The organism is Acinetobacter colistiniresistens, from assembly GCF_000413935.1.
Lineage (GTDB): Bacteria > Pseudomonadota > Gammaproteobacteria > Pseudomonadales > Moraxellaceae > Acinetobacter > Acinetobacter colistiniresistens.
The window spans coordinates 308681-323811 of the sequence record NZ_KE340376.1; the positions used below are offsets into that span (position 1 = coordinate 308681).

The following is a 15131-nucleotide window of genomic DNA, read 5'->3' on the forward strand; positions in this document are numbered from 1 at the left end:
GTTATTGATACAAAAAAGCCCAAAGCAAACTTTGGGCTTTTCGGCATCCAGAATAGCTTAACGCTTAAATTTCTTTTCTGCTTTTTTGAATTTCTGAACATAACGACGTTTACGTGCCGCTACACGCTCATCCACTTGCGATTTGCGCCCTTCAAATGGATTCTCTGACGTTTTAAAATCGATACGGACTGGCGTTCCTTCAAGTTTATACACTCGACGGAATACGTTTTCCAAGTAACGACGATAGTCAGCAGGTGTCTTATCAACCTTGTTCCCGTGGATCACGATAGTCGGTGGATTTTGTCCACCCATATGCGCATAACGCATTTTAATACGACGACCGCTGATCATTGGCGGCTGATGCGCTTCAGTTGCATCACTTAAAATCTGGGTCAGTTTCGCAGGAGAAACTTTTAAATTTGCTGATTCATAAGCACGATGGATCGATGGATAGAGTTCACCCACCCCAGTCCCATGCAATGCAGAAATTAAATGAATTTTCGCCCATGGAATGAAGTCAAAACGGCGTTCAACATCGAGCTTACACTGCTTACGATCATACTCGGTCATGTTGTCCCATTTGTTGATCGCAATCACCATGGCACGACCAGCTTCAAGTGCATAACCAATCAAATGTAAGTCTTGTTCAACAATACCTTCACGTGCATCCACCACCACGACCACCACATGGGCATCTTTCATGGCTTGCAATGTTTTCACGATTGAGAACTTCTCAATCATTTCATCGACTTTACCTTTACGACGCACGCCCGCAGTATCAATTAAAGTATATTGACGACCATCACGCTCATAAGGAATATAAATCGAGTCACGCGTTGTTCCCGGCTGGTCAAATGCAACCACACGTTCTTCGCCCAACAAACGGTTAACCAAAGTCGATTTACCCACGTTTGGACGACCAATAATCGCTAAACGTAAACCGGTATTTTTATTGTGTTCATCTGGATTTTCATCTTCTGGGACTTCAGCCAACACTTCTTCCAGCATTTGCTGTACACCACGACCATGACTGGCCGCAACCTGCATTGGTTCACCCATACCGAGCTTATAAAACTCAACCAAAGCCGCTTCAGCATGAACACCATCGACCTTATTGGCAACCAAGTGAACTTTTTTGCCTAGGGTACGAAGCTCACGTGCGATTTGCTCATCTGATGCCAACAGGCCAGCACGCGCATCGACGACAAACACAATAATGTCTGCTTCATGGATCGCGGTCTTCGACTGCTCGGCCATGTATGAATCAATACCGCCCTCATTCTCACCGATACCACCCGTATCTACGACAATGAACGATTTATTTTGATAAACCGCATCACCATATTTGCGGTCACGAGTTAAACCAGCGAAGTCAGCAACCAAAGCATCACGACTTTTGGTGATTTGGTTAAATAGCGTTGATTTTCCGACGTTTGGACGACCAATGAGCGCAATAACGGGTTTCATAAATTAACCTTAATTCAGACGAGCCATCGTTGATGACATCGTATCAGAAACAGTATGGAAGATTTTGGTGATCAAGTAATCACAATAAAAATTCGGGGTTTTGTTTAAACAAATACCCCGATCATTCTTTTATTAGCAATAGCTAATTGTGCATTTTACCACAAGCTAGGACAAAATTAACGATTCTGCCAAATGCTTAATGCACCTTTTCGTGTTGCAACATAAAGTTGATTGTCAATCACGCGCAGTGATCGAACTTCACCGCTGGTTTTAGCGCGGCCAATCAACTTACCTGAAGCAGGATTAATCAGATGCAATACACCATCCAAATCACCCACCACAAGATTTTGCCCTAGCATCACAGGATTACTCAGCTTGCGATTCAGCAATTCTTCATTTTGCCAAACCAGCTCACCTGTCGCCAAGCTATAGGCATTCAGCTTGCCATCCGTCGTCGCAACAAAAACTTTGTCGTCCGCAACTTCAGCACTGTTGGTACTGCTGGCATCTTCACTCCACACCACACGTTGTGTTGCGAGATCAGTTACTGTGACTTGACCTTGGAAGCTAGTGGTCACTAAATATTGTCCTGCAACAACAGGATCACCCACGACATCAACTAAACGCTGAATGTCTGAACGGCCTTCGCTGATTGCCACACGGCGCTGGAAACGTGGTACACCACTGATAATATCCAAGGCATAAATATAGGCATTTGCAGAGCCAATCAATACAGTCCGCTCATCTAAACGAACGGGTGCAGGTTGACCACGTAAACTAAATTGAACATTTGGCAGCTTATAGGCCCAGACCTGTTGTCCAGTCACCGCATCATGTGCAAATACAGTCCCGTCATTGGCAATGGTAATCACACGACCTGACTGGATCAAAGATGGAGACAAAATGGCACCAGACAATTTCGCTGTCCACTTTTGCTCGCCTGTCGCTTGATCTAAAGCAAATAACTGGCCTTTACGATTGCCACTGACCACAATCCCTTCACCCGCTTCGACACCCGCAGTGAGTTCTTGTTTGGTGATTTTACTTTTCCAAAGACGCTCTTTACCTTTGTAAGCAGAAATCTGACCATCCGGATCAATCGCAAAAATCACACCATTGTCAGTATCCAGCTGCAAGCGCAAAGATTCTGCAGCATTGGTCGACGAAACACTTTGTGAGAACACAAGGTTTAAACTTTGTTCTTGTACGATTTTTGGCAATGGATTCGGTTTTGCTTCTTTTACTTTATTGCTTGAACAACCAACGAGTAAAGCTGAAGCAATGGCAATTGCCAACGGTAGTTTTAGTTTATTCTGCATTAAGACTCATCCACTTTGGTATCTAAGATCGGGCGCTCAAACTCAGGATCATCTACTAAAACGCCAACACTTTCGAGTTTAATTTGTAAAAGCTGACGTTCCTGTTTACGCTCGAGCAAGTTATCCCATGCACTTTGATACGCTTTGCGTGCAGATTCATTGTCTTTTTTGGCAACAAAAATATCACCGCGAAGTTCATCCGCAGACGCCTTGAATGCAGGATCGGTCACGCTAGATAGAGTTTTTAATGCTTCATCATATTTGCTTTGTGCCAATTGTGAATCTGCTAAACGTAATTTAACAATTTGCAGCAAACCCGCATCTTTGACTTTTGAAGCTTCAACTTTCTTCAATGCTTTTTCAGCTGCAGCATAGTCTTGCTTATCATAAGCAAGCTTCGCCATGATAAATTGTGTTTGAATCGCTTGAGCAGAGTCTGCATCATCTTTGACAATTTTATCTGCTGTTTCTGACAAAGTCGCAAAGGCATTCGGCTGACCCGATGCCGCTTTCGCTTCATCCATCAACTTTTGCACCTTGGCAGTCTGGTTCTGGGCTTCGGCAAGGTTTTTCTTTTGCCAGTATTCCCATCCGAAAAAGGCAATCAGGGCAATGAGAATTCCGCTGATGATTGCAGAACCATATTTTTTGGCAAACGACTTGAACTGGTCGAGTTGTTCTTCATCACTTAAACTCATGTGATTGTCCTTTTCCTAAATTGTGCAATTTATTGTTTAAATTTTTCGATAAAAAATGGCGTCAGTTCAGCAATCCCAACTTGAGACTGTTCAGCCGTTGCCAATTCCTTCACCAAGAGTTGCTGAGACTCCCACTCACGCTCACCCAAGATCACCGCAAAGATTGCGCCAGATTGATCGGCCTTTTTCATTTGGCTTTTCATGCTGCCTTGTGAACCTGTTTTCAGGCGAATTGGACTGTTTGCTGCTTCTAACTGATCACGCATCTGCTCTGCCAACACCAAAGCTTTGGCTTGATAAGCTGGCTCAGCCAATAAGAACACTTCACAATCACGTACGTCTTTGGCTTGTGCAACTTGTTCAACCAACAACAGTAAACGTTCCATTCCCATGGCAAAACCAACCGCTGGAACAGACTGATCGGCTTTACCTTTAAGCTGTCCAACCAAGCCATCATAGCGACCACCCGCACAAACCGTTCCTTGGGAACCCAGCATGGTGGTGGTCCATTCGAATACGGTCTTGTTGTAGTAGTCCAAGCCACGCACTAACTTTTGGTTAATCACAAACTCAACACCTGCATCAGTGAGGTATTGCTGTAATTGCTGGAAGTGGTTGATTGAATCTTCTTTAAGAAAATCATGCAACTTCGGTGCATTTACCAAAATCTTTTGCGTTGATTCAATTTTCGAATCCAGAATACGCAAAGGATTCGTGGTTAAACGGCGTTGTGAATCTTCATCCAAGGCATCTTTGTGTTGGTTTAAGAACGCAACCAAGGCAGCACGATATTCTGCACGCTCATCTGTTTCACCCAGGGTATTGAGCTCTAAGCGAACATTCGCTGCCACCCCCATACGTTTCCATAAACGCGCAGTCATTAAAATGAGTTCAGCATCAATATCAGGCGTTGCCACACCAAAAGTTTCAACACCAAATTGATGGAACTGACGATAGCGGCCTTTTTGTGGCTTTTCATAGCGGAACATGGATCCGAGATACCAGACACGCGGTGTCGCACCACGCAACAGGTTATGCTCTAACATGGCACGTACACAACCCGCCGTCCCCTCAGGACGTAAGGTTAATGATTCAGGGGGCGTACCTTTGTCGAAAAAGGTATACATTTCTTTTTCAACGATATCGGTCGCATCACCAATTGCACGTTTAAATAAACCAGTTTGCTCAACAATGGGCAAACGGATCTGTTGATAACCATACGCATCCATTAATGATGCAAGTTGTTGTTCCAGACTTCTCCAAGCCGCAGTTTGCGTTGGAAGGATGTCATTAAAACCTTTGATAGCGACGATTGAACTCATGATGAACTACGAATAATTTCTTTAGATTTTGCTTCTTCAAGCTCTTGAACACGTTGACGAACCATTGTTTCAATTTCATCAACCAACTGATTTGTGTCAATTAAATGACTCTTTTCACCATTACGATAGACCAGTGAACGCGGTGATGCACCGACAATCCCGATATCTGCCTCTTTGGCTTCACCTGGGCCATTCACCTTACACCCGATCACCGACAAGTCCATCGGCGTACGGATATCCTCTAAACGCTCTTCCAATGCCTGCATCACTTGAATCACATTGAATTCTTGACGTGAGCAACTTGGACAAGCAATAAAGTTAATCCCGTTTGAGCGTAAACCCAATGATTTTAAAATATCAAAGCCGATTTTAATTTCATCTTCTGGCTCTGCCGCAAGCGAAATACGCATGGTATCGCCAATGCCTTCCATCAACAATCCACCCAGTGCAATCGCTGATTTGACTGTACCCGTACGGTAAATCCCAGCTTCAGTCACACCCAAATGCAATGGATTATCAATCTGTTGCGACAATAAGCGATAGGCATCCATGGTTAAAAACACATTCGATGCTTTTACGCTGACTTTAAACTCGTGAAAATCCAAACGATCCAGAATATCGATGTGACGCATTGCAGACTCAAGTAAAGCCTGCCCTGTCGGTTCACCATATTTGACCTGTAAGTCTTTTTCTAAAGAACCCGCATTGACCCCAATACGAATCGAAATGCCGTGATGTTTTGCTGCTGCAACCACTTCACGTACTTTTTGATCCGAGCCAATATTGCCTGGGTTAATCCGCAGACAGTCTGCGCCATAATCCGCAACAGCCAAAGCAATACGATGATCAAAGTGAATATCCGCCACCAATGGCACAGAAACGCGTTTGCGAATTTCACCAAACGCTTCTGCTGCTTCCATCGACGGTACCGAAACACGCATGATATCTGCGCCAGCATCTGCACAGCGCTGAATTTGCGCCACAGTTGCCTCAACATCGCAAGTTTCAGTATTGGTCATACTTTGAACACTGATCGGGGCATCACCACCGACATACACCGAACCAACACGGATTTTACGTGTTGGGCGACGTTTAATTGGGTTCACAATCATCGTATAGCTCTACTCTCTGGCATTAACGAGACAAACGGAATTCTGCTTTTCCATTGACCGTATATGGAGACAAGGAAATTTTCTCTTGATTTAAAGTCAATGCTACGGCGGTCGCATCATCTAAACGAATTTGAAATGGTGATTCACCACTTAAAGTCAATGTTGATGCTTGACGGCCTGTTGCCAATACTTTACCTGTTGCATCTACGATATGCACAGAGGTTGGTCGATTAAAGTCCAGAACCAATTGGTCACCAGATGTTGCTGCGGTGCTATTTCCCATTGGCAAAATCTGGACATCCGAATTTTTGATCTTGGGCACATCTTCATCATCTTTATGACTTGATGTCCAGTTCTGAACCGCCATTACGGCTAACCACGCCAACACCGCAACAGCCACCACGATTGCAATACGTTTTAACCAGATACGATTACGCACACTTTTCGAACCTGATAATTTCCCCATGATTTTAATCGGAGAGTTATTCAGGGCATGGCTGGCTTTAAGTCCAGTATCATTCACATAAATTTCATCAAAACGTTGAATGATCGCACTGGCATCTGCATTTAAATGCTTTGCATACGCACGGTAATAACCTTTAATGAACGTCGCTTCCGGCAAGGATTTATAATCATCTTGCTCTAATGCTGTCAAGGTTTTGACAGGCATATTCAATACGTTTGCAATCTCTTCAATTTCTTTCTTTTGTGCAATACGAATTTGACGCAAATACTCACCAGGTCGTTGAATATTTCCTAACGTTGACGCTGGCGAGGTTGAGCCAGTTGGCTGATGTGAATTTGGATTTATTTCCATACGGCCTCAGTACTGTACTGTAATTGCAAATAACGTTGATATTCTGGACTATCAGGAAATAGTGCACGTAGTTGATTAACCAGTACCTGCATTCCTAATTGATCCGCATTCGCTCGAGCAATGCGTAGACCAATCCAAAGCGCACGAGCCCCTTGGTTGTTCTGCCCTACATTACGAACATATTGTTCGTATAGTTGTGACGCATCTCTATTATTTTGTTGCAAATAGAAAATTTCCGCCAACTCTAACATTGAAATGGTTGCGTTTCGATTCGCTTGTAGCGCTTGTTTGAATGATTTTTCAGCATTCGCAACATCGCCCAATTTTAAATAGATTCGTCCCAGGTTTTCCAACGACTGAAATCGTTGATCATAGCCTAGCGTTGCACCCGCACGGGTAAATTGCTCAATCGCCTCATTATAGCGTTGCTGCTGATACAAATATGTACCGTAATTATTACGCGCTTGAGCATTATCAGGTTCCGAGGAAATTGCACGCTTAAAATAAGCCTCTGCTTTTTCCATATTGCTTGCACTGCCTTCTTGTTGCAGCAAGATGCCCATCATCATATTGGCATTGGCATCACGAGAGTCCGCTTTTAACGCTTGATCAAGCGAACGTTTGGCAGCGTCTAGATCACGGCTACGAATATATTCTGCGGCCAGTTGTGTTCGAACTTGTACTGCTTTTTCTGGATCTTTTTTTAATCCTGTAGACGGCGATTGACAAGCTGTTAAGCCAAACAAAGTAAACACAACAGCCGTCACAGTAATGGTTTTTGTTCGAGTGGTATTCAACGCCTTTCCCCAAGTATTATCCTTGTGTGCGCAAAATTTCTTGTCGTTGCGCCACTTTCTTTTTCCATTGTTCAGCACGACGAGTACGATCTGCAACCTGTCCTACTAATTGTCCACATGCGGCATCAATATCATCACCACGTGTCTGACGAATCGTACACACAAATCCGGCATCCGACAAAGTTTTTTGGAAGGCAATGATACGGTTACGGCTTGAACGACCATACGGGGCATGCGGGAATGGATTAAATGGAATCAGGTTGATTTTACTTGGTAAGTTTTTCAACAATTTTAAAAGTTGTTGGGCATGCTCAGGTTGGTCATTGACCCCTTCCAGCATTACATATTCAATAGTGACATGACGACGTGCACTTTCATTGCCATCTTTAGCTAAATAGCGTTGGCAAGCAGCGATTAATTGTTGTAATGGATATTTTTTATTGATTGGCACAAGTTCATTACGAAGTTCGTCATTTGGTGCATGTAATGAAATCGCCAAAGCAACATCAATGTCCTGCGCCAGCTGATCAATTTTTGGTACAACACCTGAGGTCGATAGCGTCACACGGCGTTTTGACATGCCATAAGCAAAATCGTCCAGCATCAATTGCATTGAACTGAGTACAGCATCATAGTTGAGTAACGGTTCGCCCATCCCCATCATTACCACATTGGTCACGGTACGCTCGCGTTCGGCCACAGGCACATCTTCCATATAGGAATAGTTTGCCATCCACAACTGACCAATGATTTCTGCTGGTGTCAGGTCACGCTGGAAACCTTGTTTCCCTGTTGAACAAAATGAACAATCCAGTGCACAACCCACTTGCGATGAGATACATAAGGTCTTACGTGCCCCTGTCTTGTCATCAGCTGGAATCAGGACGGTTTCGACCAGAGAACCTTCGCCATCTCCTACGCGGAACACCCACTTACGCGTTCCATCTTTAGAGTAGTTACGATGCACCACTTCTGGCGCTTTAATTTCACAAATCTTTTCTAATTTTTCGCGTAATTTTCCTGAGATATTACTCATCTCGGCAAAATCAGTCACAAAAAATTGATGAATCCACTTCATCACCTGACCGGCACGAAACTTTTTTTCGCCCAAATCTTCAAAGAACTTTTCTAATTCAGTTCGAGACATGCCAAGTAAATTTACTTTTTGCTCGGCAGCATGAACGACAGGTGTAGAAACAGACTGTTGTTTTTCATCCAAATTTTCCGATGAAACGACCACTGCAGAACTCATGTATATTTACCTAAACGATATCAGCGCTAGAAAATGCTGTGCATTATTTGCACAACCCAATCTATAAGAAATAAAAAACCAGATAAGTAGTATACCACTTATCTGGCTTGAATACTTTGGATTAACGAGTGCGTGGGCAAATCTCGTTATCAGCAAAGAAGTAAGCGATTTCACGCTCAGCAGAAGCAACTGAGTCAGAACCGTGAGCAGCATTTTCGTCGATGCTTACAGCGAAGTCTGCACGAATTGTACCTGGAGCCGCTTCTTTAGGATTCGTCGCACCTAAGATGTCACGGTGAGCAAGAACTGCGTTTTCGCCTTCAAGAACTGAAACAACCACTGGGCCAGAAGTCATGAATGCAACGAGGTCAGCAAAGAAACCGCGTTCTTTGTGCTCTGCATAGAAACCTTCAGCATCTGCTTGAGAAAGGTGTTTCATTTTAGTTGCAACAATTTTCAAACCTGATTTTTCGAAACGAGCAAAGATGTCGCCGATGTGGTTTTTAGAAACTGCATCTGGTTTTACGATAGATAAAGTGCGTTCAATCGCCATGATTGACTCCTATTATGGTCTAAACTAAAAAAATTTGCCGCATTATACCGATGTCATCGCCAATAATCAGCTTGAATATGCAAAAGTTCCGCGATTTCTGACGAATTTTTAACGAACTTCATCTAACCATGCCATTTGAATGGCTTCAAGCAAACCTTCCGTCGATTTATTCGGATCATCACTAAAATCAGGCAAGGCACACACCCATGCATGTAGATCAGTAAAACGAATCCATTGAGGATCTACTTCTGGATGTGCTTCGGTGAGTTCAATCGCAATATCAATCGTATCCGTCCAACGTAAGCCCATATAACAACCTAAATCAATCTGTATCGTTGAGCGTACTTTAACAAAACACCTGATTTAAGAGATAGTGTTCTGTTACTAAATTCTTGTTAAAAGACTTATAACGCCATATGAAAGCTCGGTGCGAGTAAAATGATCGCACTGGCAACCGATGCACCAATCATGGCTCCCACAATCACATCACTAGGATAGTGCAGACCTAATATCATGCGGGACAATGCAACCAAGATGGTAAATGGCAGCATTAAAATCAATAACAAGGGTTGGATATACCCCAAAGTAATGGTGACCATCACGGCATGTAAAGTATGGCCTGAGGGAAAACTAAAGTGGTCTAGCGGACGCTCTCCCAAGACAATGACCTGATGCACCTGATACGGTCTTGGGCGGGTGGTTTTATTTTTCAGAAATTTATAAATCAGGGTACCGATAGAACCCGCTCCAACCAGATATAATAGCTGCAGACCGTACGCCCAGCCTTGCATTGCCCATACTGACAACAACATGGCATACCAAAATGGCCCATCGCCCAAACGACTAATCGTTTTAAAAAATAAGGCGACACGTTGTGATTGAGAGAGATGATTCAGATAGAGACACCCTTTTAAATCCAAATCTAGTATTTTTATTTTTGCATTTTGAAGATTCATACTCTTTCTCCTCTTTTTGAGAATACTTTAAGTCGTGGTCATGGGAGACTCCTCACGACTTGATACAATGCTTGTTCTAATTGTTGTACTGGAAACTGCCAACTGCTCTGCTGGACACTTTCACTTGCGAGTAAACCCATTGCTCTTAATTGCGGCAGCGCGGGTAAATCACAAATTGACTGCATTAAATCTGTTGTATGTCCAAGTGGACTCAACCATCCTGTGACATCATGTTTGACATGCTGATGGGCGCAGACATAGTCATAAGCTACTACAGCCAAGCCACTGGCAATCGCCTCTAAAACCACATTACCAAAGGTATCGGCTTGGCTGGCAAAGGCAAATACATCGGCACTGGCGTAGGCTGCCGAAAGCGCTTGCCCACTTAAACTGCCCATAAAGATCACATCATCAGATTGCGCCATTTTTCCAAGACGTACACGATCTGGGCCATCGCCAACAATCACAAATTTGATATTTCTGCCTTGTCGGGCCTGCAAGGTGTGGAAGCTTTTGATCAGCACATCGACTTCTTTTTCTGGGGATAACCGCCCTACAGAGAGCATGACTCGCGTTTCTGCATCAGCACCCCACTGTTGGCGAAGTTGCTGTGAGCGATGCTGAGGTGAAAATTTTACGGTATCGACACCGCGACCCACCACCACCAAAGGACAAGTCACACCAAAACCGCGCAAGGCTTGTTCGGTATATTGACTTGGCACACAGGTCACATCGGTGCTGTTATGAAACCAAGTTAAATAGCGCTGGATTGGTTTGACTAAAAAAGCCAGATCAAAGAAGCGACTAAAATCATGAAAGGCTGAATGGAAGCCACTAGAGACTGCGATTTTTCTCGACTTAGCGGCTTGTAATGCGGTTAACCCTAACGGGCCTTCAGTTACAATATGCACCACATCTGGCGCAAACTTTTCAAAAGCTTTTGAAACTTTGAGATATTGTGGCCAGCCAAACTGAATACTTGGATATTTAGGAATCGGCTGAGACATGACCAGACATTCCTGCTCTGGATGAAATTCGGTACACACTTCTTTTTGTATCGGGCGTACCAATAAAATTTTATGTCCAAGCTTTTGTAGGCCTTGGCACAATTGCATCATCGACAGAGCCACACCATTAATTTCTGGTGGCCAAGTTTCAGTCACAATGGCAATGCGGAGACGAGGACGAACCAAATCACGCAGTTCAGACAATTCATCTTGTTTATTTTTGAGTTGTTTCCTTTTAAAGTAGAATTTAAAATTTTCAGGAAACTCTTGCTTGAATAGAGATGTAGCGTATGTACTCTGCATATCGCCATCCATTTGTGTCGTTATTTTCATGTTTTCAGCATAAAAATATTTTTTGACACTTTAATGATCAGTCTATGACAGTTTTTTGACAGCCTTAAAATAAAAAATGCCCAATTTCAAGCTGAAAGTGGGCATTCAAAAGAAGTTGATGCTGCATCAAGCCAAAGGATTATCTACTGCAAAAAGCTGCTGATCTTCCAAACGGAATGCCATTAATTGCTGTCCCCAAACACAGCCCCCATCGACATTTTGAATTTGAGCGCTAATGGTCTTGCCCTGTAAAGCCGCCCAATGTCCGAAAATCAATTGATGGCTTTGTGCTGCCTGACTTTCAAACTCAAACCATGGTTGAAAACCTGCTGGCATCGGTGCATCTAAGGCATCTTTAAAATCAAACTCTAAACGCCCTGTTACATCGGTTAAACGCATTCGGGTCAGATAATTGGTAATGCAACGTAAACGCGGCATGCCTGTAAGTTCATCTGACCATAGATCAGGCTGCGAGCCATACATCTCTGCAAGAAAACCATCCAATACTGACAAGTCTTCATGCGCAACAACCTGTTGCACTTCTTTCGCCAGCGCAACCGTTTGCTCTGCACTCCAGATACATGGCACACCCGCATGGGTAATTAAGGTGTGTGCATTCGGAGATAGACTCAACGGCTGCTTGCGCAACCAGTCAATCAGTTCATCCCCATCAATGGCATCAATCACCTCTTGGGTGTGATCCTTGTCTTTGGCCTTTTTAAAACCACGAGCACAGGCAATCAGAGTTAAATCATGGTTACCCAACACCGTCGCTGCGGCGCCACGATCAGCCAGCTTTTTAATAAAGCGTAATGTACCAACCGAGTTCTCGCCACGTGCAACCAAGTCACCAGCAAACCATAAAAAGTCTTGGTCTGGATCAAAACGGATTTCTTTCAGCAACGCTTTCAATGCTTCGAAACAGCCTTGAACATCACCAATGACGTAGTTATAGCGTTTAGACATCAAGCCACCATCTGATCAGAGAGCGCAACGAAATCTGCCAAACTTAAGGTTTCTGGACGCGCCATTGGATCAACACCTGCTTTTTCAAAGCCATCCTCCACCAACATCCCTTTTAAGCTATTGCGCAAAGTCTTGCGACGCTGGGTAAACACATGACCCACTAAACGCGCCAATGCTTTTTCATTCTTTGCCACAATTGGTTTAACATCATAGGGTTCTAAACGGAAAACCGCCGATGTTACTTTTGGTGGTGGATTAAATGAGCCTGGTGGCACTTCAAACAAGAAGGTTGGCTTACAGTAATACTGGATCATCACCGATAAACGGCCATACTCTTTGGTATTTGGCGTTGCCGTAATACGATCCACCACCTCTTTTTGCAACATGAAATGCATGTCTTTCACTTTGTCGCCAAACTCCAAGAGATGGAACAGCAAGGGTGTTGAAATGTTATAAGGCAAATTCCCAACCACACGCAGTGGACGACCCTCCTGAAATAGTTGGGTAAAGTCGTACTTCAAAGCATCTGCTTCAACAATGGTTAAACGTTCAGGATGTGGCACGCGTCCTGGTAAGCCCGCTGCCAAATCACGGTCTAGCTCAACCACAGTCAACGCATCACACTCACCAATTAACGGTGAGGTCAAGGCCGCCAAACCCGGGCCGATTTCAACAATGTTTTCGCCCGCACGAGGATTTACTGAGCGTACAATTTTGGCAATCACACGTTGATCATGTAAAAAGTTTTGACCAAAACGTTTTCGAGCCTGATGCCCTTCATCTTTAGGGTTTAGGGCATTAATTTGATACATAATAATTCCAACGTGAATAATTTCTTGCCCATCACTGACGGGCTAAATCAAGTGCTAAATCCACTGCAACATGCAAGCTTGATGCTTTTGCCTGTCCAGTGCCTGCAAGAGAAAGTGCTGTACCATGATCGACCGAGGTTCGAATAAATGGCAAGCCTAATGTAATGTTTACTGCTTCACCAAAGCCTTGTGATTTTAGCACAGGTAGACCTTGATCGTGATACATCGCTAAAACAGCATCCGCATCTTTTAGATTTTCTGGGGTAAATAAGGTATCCGCAGGTAGGCTGAGACTGATATGCAGCCCCTGTGTACGATACGTTTCCAATACAGGATTGATCACTTCAATTTCTTCATGGCCTAAATAGCCATCCTCACCTGCATGAGGATTTAAACCACAGACTAAAATACGTGGCTGAGCGATTTTAAATTTGGTTTTTAAGTCGTGAATCAGAATATCAATCACTTGATGCAGACGCGCTTTGGTAATCGCATCAGGTACATCCCGTAACGGTAAATGGGTCGTTGCCAAGGCGACACGCAATGTTTTGGTCGCCAACATCATCACCACACGATCCACACCTGCAAACTCTTGGTAATACTCGGTATGTCCACTAAAAGCGATGCCTGCATCATTGATAATTGACTTTTGTACGGGTGCAGTAGCCACCCCTACACTCTGGCCTGACATGGCATAATCAGCTGAGCGACGTAGCTGCTCCAATACATAAGCGGCATTGGCTGAATCTAGTTGCCCTAAAACAACAGGCTTGGTTAAAGCGACATGTTCAACAAACAGTTGCCCTTTTCGGCTGGATTGTGCCTGCCCTTGATATGTAATCAGTTCAACATCAATCCCTAACTGATTGGCACGTTGTTGCAACATCTGCAAATCGGCCAGAATAACCAATGGTCGCTCATCAACACGCTCAGCCAGACTAAGACAGATATCTGGGCCAATGCCCGCAGGTTCGCCTGAAGTGACATATAAAGGAAGCATCGATAGCGCCCATGTTTTGATTTAAGGCTTAGTGTAACCAAAATCTAAAAGCAGCTACAGCCCTGCATTTTTATAAATTATTTCACTTCAGGATTTATGGTCGCTTTGGGTAGATTTTGTGGCACTAAATTGGAGGGCACAAACTCAACCTTCCGCGTCCATGGATTAATTTTAGGCTGTACTTTCTTCTCTGGCGGTATGCTGGCGACATCTTCCTTTTTCTCGTTAGCTACCACCGAACTCGCAGCTTTATCAAGCAAAGGATTGCTCACAAGCTCTTTCTTTTCGGCAATCGCAGTTGGCTGTGCCACCTCTTTTTTCTCCACCGCCGCTGTCGCTACCACAGTGCTTACAGGACGCGTATACGGTGCTGCGATTGAGCCTTGCTTAACCACTGTTTGTGTTGTTGGTTGTGGGACCGTTTGGGCGGTTGCAGCAGCGCTTTGTCCTTGCAGATTTATTTGATCAACTGGAATTTCAATCGCTTTCATTTCGGCCGTCACGGCCATTGCCGGATCAATATGATCGTTCCCCCGACTTTCCAGCACTTCCAGTTTACGACTGGTTCCCTCTTTGGGCTGAAACTCGGAGTAGTTGGTCACACTGGTCTGATCCACCCATTTATATAGTCGTCGCGCATTGGTTTGTGCTGAACAAACGCCGATCAATAATGTGACTACAACAATTTTTGTAGAAAACGACAACTGCATCAAATTCCCC

The 15131-nt window shown here is 44.0% G+C and carries 16 protein-coding genes; all 16 read right to left on the reverse strand.

Features of this window, described 5'->3' with window-relative positions; all coding sequences use genetic code 11:
- Positions 1-57 precede the first annotated feature (57 nt).
- The 16 genes from der to F907_RS15930 all read right to left on the reverse strand — a co-directional run bounded on the left by der (position 58) and on the right by F907_RS15930 (position 15121).
- Positions 58-1467, reverse strand: a complete 1410-nt coding sequence (gene der, locus F907_RS16005) for a ribosome biogenesis GTPase Der (protein ID WP_004775614.1) — start codon at positions 1465-1467, stop codon at positions 58-60.
- A gap of 176 nt (positions 1468-1643) precedes the next feature.
- Complete coding sequence (gene bamB / locus F907_RS16000) at positions 1644-2786, reverse strand: outer membrane protein assembly factor BamB (RefSeq protein WP_005269183.1); 1143 nt, start codon at positions 2784-2786, stop codon at positions 1644-1646.
- On the reverse strand, positions 2786-3484 hold the full coding sequence (locus F907_RS15995) for a YfgM family protein (RefSeq protein ID WP_005269175.1): 699 nt from the start codon (positions 3482-3484) through the stop codon (positions 2786-2788). Before F907_RS15995 ends, bamB begins: the two co-directional genes overlap by 1 nt.
- A 29-nt stretch (positions 3485-3513) precedes the next feature.
- Positions 3514-4806, reverse strand: a complete 1293-nt coding sequence (hisS, locus tag F907_RS15990) for a histidine--tRNA ligase (protein WP_016651215.1) — start codon at positions 4804-4806, stop codon at positions 3514-3516.
- The gene (gene ispG / locus F907_RS15985) at positions 4803-5918 is read right to left on the reverse strand and encodes a flavodoxin-dependent (E)-4-hydroxy-3-methylbut-2-enyl-diphosphate synthase (RefSeq protein WP_005244326.1); all 1116 of its coding nucleotides are present in this window, start codon (positions 5916-5918) and stop codon (positions 4803-4805) included. The genes hisS and ispG overlap by 4 nt, the downstream gene beginning before the upstream one ends.
- Before the next feature lie 22 nt (positions 5919-5940).
- Complete coding sequence (locus tag F907_RS15980) at positions 5941-6735, reverse strand: helix-turn-helix domain-containing protein (RefSeq protein WP_016651216.1); 795 nt, start codon at positions 6733-6735, stop codon at positions 5941-5943.
- The gene (gene pilW, locus F907_RS15975; RefSeq protein ID WP_005269173.1) at positions 6726-7532 is read right to left on the reverse strand and encodes a type IV pilus biogenesis/stability protein PilW; all 807 of its coding nucleotides are present in this window, start codon (positions 7530-7532) and stop codon (positions 6726-6728) included. The genes F907_RS15980 and pilW overlap by 10 nt, the downstream gene beginning before the upstream one ends.
- 16 nt (positions 7533-7548) lie before the next feature.
- Positions 7549-8784 carry a dual-specificity RNA methyltransferase RlmN gene (rlmN, locus tag F907_RS15970; RefSeq protein WP_016651217.1) on the reverse strand — a complete coding sequence of 412 codons (1236 nt, stop codon included), beginning with the start codon at positions 8782-8784 and terminating at the stop codon, positions 7549-7551.
- 121 nt (positions 8785-8905) lie between these two features.
- Positions 8906-9337: a nucleoside-diphosphate kinase gene (gene ndk / locus F907_RS15965; protein WP_004775629.1), complete on the reverse strand. Its 432-nt coding sequence runs from the start codon at positions 9335-9337 to the stop codon at positions 8906-8908.
- A 108-nt stretch (positions 9338-9445) separates the two neighbouring features.
- The gene (gene iscX, locus F907_RS15960) at positions 9446-9646 is read right to left on the reverse strand and encodes a Fe-S cluster assembly protein IscX (protein WP_005269171.1); all 201 of its coding nucleotides are present in this window, start codon (positions 9644-9646) and stop codon (positions 9446-9448) included.
- 95 nt (positions 9647-9741) lie between these two features.
- Positions 9742-10293 carry a phosphatase PAP2 family protein gene (locus tag F907_RS15955; protein ID WP_016651218.1) on the reverse strand — a complete coding sequence of 184 codons (552 nt, stop codon included), beginning with the start codon at positions 10291-10293 and terminating at the stop codon, positions 9742-9744.
- A gap of 38 nt (positions 10294-10331) precedes the next feature.
- Positions 10332-11603: a glycosyltransferase family 4 protein gene (locus F907_RS15950; RefSeq protein ID WP_016651219.1), complete on the reverse strand. Its 1272-nt coding sequence runs from the start codon at positions 11601-11603 to the stop codon at positions 10332-10334.
- A 156-nt stretch (positions 11604-11759) separates the two neighbouring features.
- Positions 11760-12599 (reverse strand): symmetrical bis(5'-nucleosyl)-tetraphosphatase, encoded by an 840-nt coding sequence (locus F907_RS15945; protein ID WP_016651220.1) that lies wholly within the window; start codon positions 12597-12599, stop codon positions 11760-11762.
- Positions 12599-13411, reverse strand: a complete 813-nt coding sequence (gene rsmA / locus F907_RS15940; RefSeq protein ID WP_005244355.1) for a 16S rRNA (adenine(1518)-N(6)/adenine(1519)-N(6))-dimethyltransferase RsmA — start codon at positions 13409-13411, stop codon at positions 12599-12601. Before rsmA ends, F907_RS15945 begins: the two co-directional genes overlap by 1 nt.
- Positions 13412-13442: 31 nt before the next feature.
- Positions 13443-14411: a 4-hydroxythreonine-4-phosphate dehydrogenase PdxA gene (pdxA, locus tag F907_RS15935; RefSeq protein WP_016651221.1), complete on the reverse strand. Its 969-nt coding sequence runs from the start codon at positions 14409-14411 to the stop codon at positions 13443-13445.
- A 77-nt stretch (positions 14412-14488) separates the two neighbouring features.
- The gene (locus F907_RS15930) at positions 14489-15121 is read right to left on the reverse strand and encodes a hypothetical protein (protein ID WP_016651222.1); all 633 of its coding nucleotides are present in this window, start codon (positions 15119-15121) and stop codon (positions 14489-14491) included.
- Positions 15122-15131: the final 10 nt, after the last annotated feature.

Bases quoted from the DNA above. Each gene is read 5' to 3' on its own strand.
- der (WP_004775614.1), bottom strand. From the start codon at position 1,467: ATGAAACCCGTTATTGCGCTCATTGGTCGTCCAAACGTCGGAAAATCA.
- bamB (WP_005269183.1), bottom strand. From the start codon at position 2,786: ATGCAGAATAAACTAAAACTACCGTTGGCAATTGCCATTGCTTCAGCT.
- F907_RS15995 (WP_005269175.1), bottom strand. From the start codon at position 3,484: ATGAGTTTAAGTGATGAAGAACAACTCGACCAGTTCAAGTCGTTTGCC.
- hisS (WP_016651215.1), bottom strand. From the start codon at position 4,806: ATGAGTTCAATCGTCGCTATCAAAGGTTTTAATGACATCCTTCCAACG.
- ispG (WP_005244326.1), bottom strand. From the start codon at position 5,918: ATGATTGTGAACCCAATTAAACGTCGCCCAACACGTAAAATCCGTGTT.
- F907_RS15980 (WP_016651216.1), bottom strand. From the start codon at position 6,735: ATGGAAATAAATCCAAATTCACATCAGCCAACTGGCTCAACCTCGCCA.
- rlmN (WP_016651217.1), bottom strand. From the start codon at position 8,784: ATGAGTTCTGCAGTGGTCGTTTCATCGGAAAATTTGGATGAAAAACAA.
- ndk (WP_004775629.1), bottom strand. From the start codon at position 9,337: ATGGCGATTGAACGCACTTTATCTATCGTAAAACCAGATGCAGTTTCT.
- iscX (WP_005269171.1), bottom strand. From the start codon at position 9,646: ATGGGCTTACGTTGGACGGATACGATTGATATTGCGATTGAACTCACC.
- F907_RS15955 (WP_016651218.1), bottom strand. From the start codon at position 10,293: ATGAATCTTCAAAATGCAAAAATAAAAATACTAGATTTGGATTTAAAA.
- F907_RS15950 (WP_016651219.1), bottom strand. From the start codon at position 11,603: ATGCAGAGTACATACGCTACATCTCTATTCAAGCAAGAGTTTCCTGAA.
- F907_RS15945 (WP_016651220.1), bottom strand. From the start codon at position 12,599: ATGTCTAAACGCTATAACTACGTCATTGGTGATGTTCAAGGCTGTTTC.
- rsmA (WP_005244355.1), bottom strand. From the start codon at position 13,411: ATGTATCAAATTAATGCCCTAAACCCTAAAGATGAAGGGCATCAGGCT.
- pdxA (WP_016651221.1), bottom strand. From the start codon at position 14,411: ATGCTTCCTTTATATGTCACTTCAGGCGAACCTGCGGGCATTGGCCCA.
- F907_RS15930 (WP_016651222.1), bottom strand. From the start codon at position 15,121: ATGCAGTTGTCGTTTTCTACAAAAATTGTTGTAGTCACATTATTGATC.